7 protein-coding genes are annotated in these 5,189 nt (G+C 43.1%); 6 read left to right on the top strand and 1 reads right to left on the bottom strand.

Features of this window, described 5'->3' with window-relative positions; all coding sequences use genetic code 11:
• Window positions 1–259: 259 nt before the first annotated feature.
• Window positions 260–1,270, bottom strand: coding sequence for an aspartate--ammonia ligase (asnA, locus tag LG34_RS10295; RefSeq protein WP_109215965.1), 1,011 nt, complete (start codon window positions 1,268–1,270; stop codon window positions 260–262).
• 356 nt (window positions 1,271–1,626) lie between these two features.
• On the opposite strand from asnA, the gene LG34_RS10300 reads away from it, so the two are divergent.
• From LG34_RS10300 to LG34_RS10325, 6 genes are all read left to right on the top strand, one after another.
• Window positions 1,627–2,238, top strand: coding sequence for an HD domain-containing protein (locus tag LG34_RS10300; protein WP_109215966.1), 612 nt, complete (start codon window positions 1,627–1,629; stop codon window positions 2,236–2,238).
• 161 nt (window positions 2,239–2,399) lie between these two features.
• Window positions 2,400–2,591: a hypothetical protein gene (locus LG34_RS10305; RefSeq protein WP_109215967.1), complete on the top strand. Its 192-nt coding sequence runs from the start codon at window positions 2,400–2,402 to the stop codon at window positions 2,589–2,591.
• Window positions 2,563–2,778, top strand: a complete 216-nt coding sequence (locus LG34_RS10310; protein WP_109215968.1) for an amidohydrolase family protein — start codon at window positions 2,563–2,565, stop codon at window positions 2,776–2,778. The genes LG34_RS10305 and LG34_RS10310 overlap by 29 nt, the downstream gene beginning before the upstream one ends.
• Before the next feature lie 80 nt (window positions 2,779–2,858).
• Window positions 2,859–3,800 carry an L-lactate dehydrogenase gene (locus LG34_RS10315; protein WP_109215969.1) on the top strand — a complete coding sequence of 314 codons (942 nt, stop codon included), beginning with the start codon at window positions 2,859–2,861 and terminating at the stop codon, window positions 3,798–3,800.
• Window positions 3,801–3,810: 10 nt separating this feature from the next.
• Entirely contained in the window at window positions 3,811–4,416 is a 606-nt protein-coding gene (locus LG34_RS10320) for an NUDIX hydrolase (protein ID WP_109215970.1), read from the top strand.
• A gap of 21 nt (window positions 4,417–4,437) precedes the next feature.
• Window positions 4,438–5,189: aldo/keto reductase (locus LG34_RS10325; protein WP_109215971.1), on the top strand; the 752-nt coding region annotated here is incomplete at its 3' end.

Here is a 5,189-nt window from a genome sequence, read left to right on the forward strand (position 1 = left end):
CGCTGACCAGAATCACGCACCAAGTCTCACGTGCGTTCGACTTGAATGTGTAAATGACGAAATCGAAGACTTCTTCTGCGACAAGCGATTAAGTAAGCGACTGAGTCTCACAAGTTTTTGCGCGAACGGGAACCGACCAGCTTTTATAGGAGGTGGGAGTGAGCGCGATGAAAACGAAGTGAGATGAGGGTAGCGCACGTCTAGCGGTTGCAGAAGAAGTCTTCGATTTCGCTTTAAAATATTTAATTTTATTATAAGCCTAAAGAAGCTGAATTCCAGCCTCTTTCAGTTTTGCTTCCATTTCTTCCGGCCACAGAGAGCACTGTACCTCTCCGATATGTGCTTTACGCAGGAAGAACATACAGATACGGGACTGTCCGATTCCACCACCCATAGTGTATGGAAGTTTTTTCTCCAGAATTGCTTTCTGGAACGGAAGTTCTGCACGCTCCGGGCAGCCGGCTTTGTCAAGCTGCTCTTTCAGGGATACTTCGTCTACACGGATACCCATGGAAGAAAGTTCCAGTGCGATGTCAAGTACCGGATAGTAAACAACGATATCTGCATTTAGAGCCCAGTCATCGTAATCCGGAGCACGACCGTCGTGCGGTTCGCCGCATTCCAGTTTATCACCGATCTGCATAATGCAGACAGCACCTTTTGCCTGTGCGATATAATATTCACGTTCCTTCGGAGTGTTGTCCGGGAACATTTCTTCCAGTTCGCGTGTTGTTACAAAGAAAATATCTTTTGGTAAGATTTCATGGATGTAATCATACTGAATGGACATGTATTTTTCTGTCTTGCGCAGTACTTTGTAAACCTGACGAACAGTTTCTTTTAATGTATCCAGATTTCTCTGAGATTTTTCAATAACTTTTTCCCAGTCCCACTGATCAACGAAAATGGAATGAATGTTGTCTGTCACTTCATCGCGGCGGATGGCATTCATATCAGTGTAAAGTCCGGAGCCGACTTCAAAATCGTATTTGTCTAATGCGTAACGTTTCCATTTTGCCAGAGAATGTACAACTTCTCCGATGCGTCCGTTCTGCTCTGCAATGTCAAAGCTTACCGGGCGCTCCACACCGTTTAAGTTGTCGTTCAATCCGGAAGCCGGATCTACAAAAAGTGGTGCAGATACACGGGCAAGGTTCAATTCCTGAGCCAGACGTGTCTGAAAGAAATCCTTTACTGTCTTGATCGCAATCTGTGTATCGTGCAGATTGAGGTCAGATTTATAACCTTTTGGAATAGTGATGGTACCCATAAAAATCTCCTCTATTACTTTTTTATATCTGTTCATAATCATTCAGTGTCAGAAAATTAACGGATTAATTAGCTGATTCTGGATGGTTATAAAGTGACGAGTGTCATATGCTGAGCACAAATTATGTTTATTCATGATTCAGCCATTGTTTATTATAGCATCTAAGTATGATTTTTCAAGATTTGATACTTATTTCACATAGAAAAATGCAAAAAAACATATAGTATATGCAGGAAGTTGATTTTTTATGAAGGGGAGAAACATTTGGTGAGGATGTATGATGAATAAAAAATTGATATTACGTGGTCGGTGGCATATAATAAAAGGACACTCAGCAAAAAAGAGGGAGGCACGGAATGGATAGAAAACGACTGGATCAGCAGTTTGATTTTATAAAAGAGATTGATAAGGAAAAGTTTATTCAGCGGCAGACGAGATTGTCGGACAATGTGCGTCGGGAAAATGACGCGGAACATGCATGGCATATGGCAATCATGACGGTACTTTTGTCAGAATACGCCAATGAAAAAATTGATGTGTTGCGGACGGTTACCATGCTTTTGATCCACGATATTGTGGAGATCGATGCGGGAGATACCTATGCGTATGACGAAGAAGGATTGAAAACACAGCGCGAGAGGGAATGCCAGGCGGCAGATCGTATCTATGCGCTGCTTCCAGAGGATCAGCAGAGCAAACTGCGGGACATTTGGGAAGAATTTGAGGCAGGAGAAACGCCGGAGGCAAAATTTGCACATACGATGGACAACCTGCAGCCGGCTATGCTGAATGTGGTAAACAATGGTGTTTCATGGAAAGAACATGGCATCGCTATAAGTCAGATCATGAAGCGTAATGCTCACACCGCCGAAGGTTCACAGGTTTTATGGGACTATGCCTATGAGAATTTTTTTAAGAAAAATATTGATGATGGAAATATTATAGATGACAGTGATAAGGAAAATTAACCATGCATGATTAATGCAGGTTTTGCGAAAGATATGATATACCTTAATATTGATGTAATAAAGAAAAATGCAACAGATAAGTATAGTCGGGTAAGATATATCATTAGAAAACGCTTGGCATAAGCTACAGTGTCCTTTCAATTTCTTCTCCACATTTACATATGGGAGATGCGGCGGAAGCGATTGAGGTTGCAAGGGCATCTAACGAATATGGTGCAAAATTAATGAATAAATATCCGGAGAAAATCGGTGTGTTGGCAAGTTTACCGTTGCCGGAAATTGATGCTGCGGTGGAGGAAGTAAAATACTGCAGAGAAAATCTGCATGAATTCCTATCGGTTTGTGACGGTTAACGGTGCAAAAACATTGCATCTGGGAGATGGGTATGGCATAAAAGTTGGCAATGATGCAGATTTTGTGTTGATGGATGCAGCAAATTATCATCAGGCTTTAAATGAGGATGCGGCGGTGCCTGCGTCGTATCGAAAAGGAAAATTGATCGCATCTACGGAGCCGAAACAGATAAAGGTGTTGTTTTAATCTAAATTTGTGTCTGTATAAAAAGGATAGCTTTTGGAAAGTATAAACATATATTTTATACGAATCTGGAGGAAACGGCTATGAACAGACAGAAAGCGGCAATCATCGGTTGTGGATTTGTGGGATCATCCACGGCATTTGCATTGATGCAGAAAGGACTTTTTTCGGAACTGGTGCTTATTGATGCGGATCAGAAAAAAGCGCATGGAGAGGCGGCAGATATTGCCCATGGACGACCTTTTGCGCATATGATGCAGATCTATGCAGGAGATTATTCGGATGTAGGAGACTGTGGACTGATCATTATTACGGCGGGAGCGGCGCAGAAACCAGGTGAGAGCCGAACAGCACTGGTGTACAAAAATGTGGAAATATTTAAAAACATTATTCCACAGATCACGGCTCAGAATTTTGAAGGAATTTTACTGATTGTCAGCAATCCGGTGGATATTCTGACCTATGCGGCATGGAAGATTTCTGGTTATCCGAAGGAGCGGGTAATTGGAAGTGGAACGGTACTGGATTCCGCGCGTTTTCGCTATCTGCTCAGTGAACATCTGCAGGTGGATTCTGCCAGTGTGCATGCCATGATCATCGGGGAGCATGGAGACAGTGAGCTTGCTGTGTGGAGTGGTGCCAATGTATCGGGAATTCCAATCCACGATTTTTGTGAGATTCGTGGGCACTATGATCATGAACAGGCAATGGAACAGATTTATCGCAGGGTGCGTGAAAGTGCGTATCAGATTATTGAAGAAAAAGGTGCCACTTATTATGGTGTTGCCATGGCGGTGACGCGGATTGTGGTGGCACTGATTCGAGACGAGGGCGCAGTTTTACCGATTTCCAGTTTGATGCAGGGAGAATATGGATTGTCGGATCTGTGTATCAGTGTACCGGCGATCGTTGGAGGAAACGGCGTGCAGCAGGTGCTGGAGATTCCGTTAAATGAAAAGGAACATACGGAACTCCTTCATTCTGCAAATGAATTGAAAGAAATCCTGCAGAAAATTTGGCTATAGGAAGATAAAAATGGAGAATTTAAAAGAAAAATTGGCACAGCATGAGCCGACTTTTATCGGCATGGATCAATGTCATCAGGCAGCAGTTTGTATCCCATTATTGAAAAATACAAACGGTGGATATGATGTACTGTTTGAAGTACGTGCTGCCACTATAGCACATCAGCCGGGAGACGTCTGTCTGCCCGGCGGTATGGTGGAAGATGGCGAGGAACCGCGAGAAGCGGTATTACGTGAATTGCAGGAAGAATTATTATTGAGCGAAGAACAGATTCATTATCTGGGAGACATGGACAAACTTTATACCGGAAGCAGTCTGATCATGTATTCCTTTGCCGCGGAAGTAACAGAATATCAGAATACGTTCAGTCCGGCAGAGGTGGGTGAGGTGTTTCGGGTTCCGTTGGAGTTCTTTTTACATACGGAGCCAAAATGCTATGTCACCCGGGCAAGGGTGGAACCCGGAGAGGATTTTCCCTATGAACTGATCTGCGGTGGACGGGATTATAATTGGAGAAGCCGAAAGGAGAAAGTTTGTTTTTATCAGTATGAGGGACATGTGATTTGGGGACTTACGGCAAAAATGATGCGTGCCTTCACAGAGGTAATAAGATAAAGGGATTATGGAGGTTTTGGGATGAATTACAGAATTTTAGGAAAAACAGGTTTAAAAGTAAGTGAAATCGGTCTGGGCGCAGAATGGCTGGAGAGACACAATACGGAGGAAGTAAAAGAAATCATTGATACCTGTGAACAGCAGGGAATCAATATTTTGGACTGTTGGATGTCGGAACCAAATGTCCGTTCCAACATTGGACTTGCTTTGAAAGGACGCCGGGAAAAATGGTACATTCAGGGACATATTGGTTCCACCTGGCAGAACAATCAGTATGTCAGAACCAGAGAGATGCCAAAGGTGAAAGAAGCTTTTGAAGATTTGCTGACCAGACTGCAAACAGATTACATAGATCTTGGCATGATTCATTTTGTGGATGAGCCGGAAGAATTTAACTGCATTATGAATGGTGAATTTATTGAATACGTGCATGAATTGAAAGCAACAGGAAAAATCCGCCATATTGGTATGAGTACTCATAATCCGGACGTGGCAAAAATGGCAGCACTTGGCGATGAAGTGGAGATGATTCTTTTTAGTATCAATCCTGCGTTTGATCTGCTTCCGCCGACAGACAATATCGAGAACTATTTTGCGGAAACATACGATGAAAGTCTGAACCGGATTGCACCGGAGCGGGAAGAACTGTATCGGATCTGTGAAGAACGAAACGTTGGAATCACAGTTATGAAGGGTTACGCTGGCGGAAGATTGTTTGATGCAAAGACATCACCTTTTGGTGTGGCACTGACACCGATCCAGTGTCTGCATTA

This window comes from Eubacterium ramulus (assembly GCF_003122485.1).
GTDB lineage: Bacteria > Bacillota > Clostridia > Lachnospirales > Lachnospiraceae > Eubacterium_I > Eubacterium_I ramulus_A.

What these genes read in the sequence shown, in the direction of transcription:
- asnA (WP_109215965.1), bottom strand. Translation starts at nt 1,270, where the DNA reads ATGGGTACCATCACTATTCCAAAAGGTTATAAATCTGACCTCAATCTG.
- LG34_RS10300 (WP_109215966.1), top strand. Translation starts at nt 1,627, where the DNA reads ATGGATAGAAAACGACTGGATCAGCAGTTTGATTTTATAAAAGAGATT.
- LG34_RS10305 (WP_109215967.1), top strand. Translation starts at nt 2,400, where the DNA reads ATGGGAGATGCGGCGGAAGCGATTGAGGTTGCAAGGGCATCTAACGAA.
- LG34_RS10310 (WP_109215968.1), top strand. Translation starts at nt 2,563, where the DNA reads ATGAATTCCTATCGGTTTGTGACGGTTAACGGTGCAAAAACATTGCAT.
- LG34_RS10315 (WP_109215969.1), top strand. Translation starts at nt 2,859, where the DNA reads ATGAACAGACAGAAAGCGGCAATCATCGGTTGTGGATTTGTGGGATCA.
- LG34_RS10320 (WP_109215970.1), top strand. Translation starts at nt 3,811, where the DNA reads ATGGAGAATTTAAAAGAAAAATTGGCACAGCATGAGCCGACTTTTATC.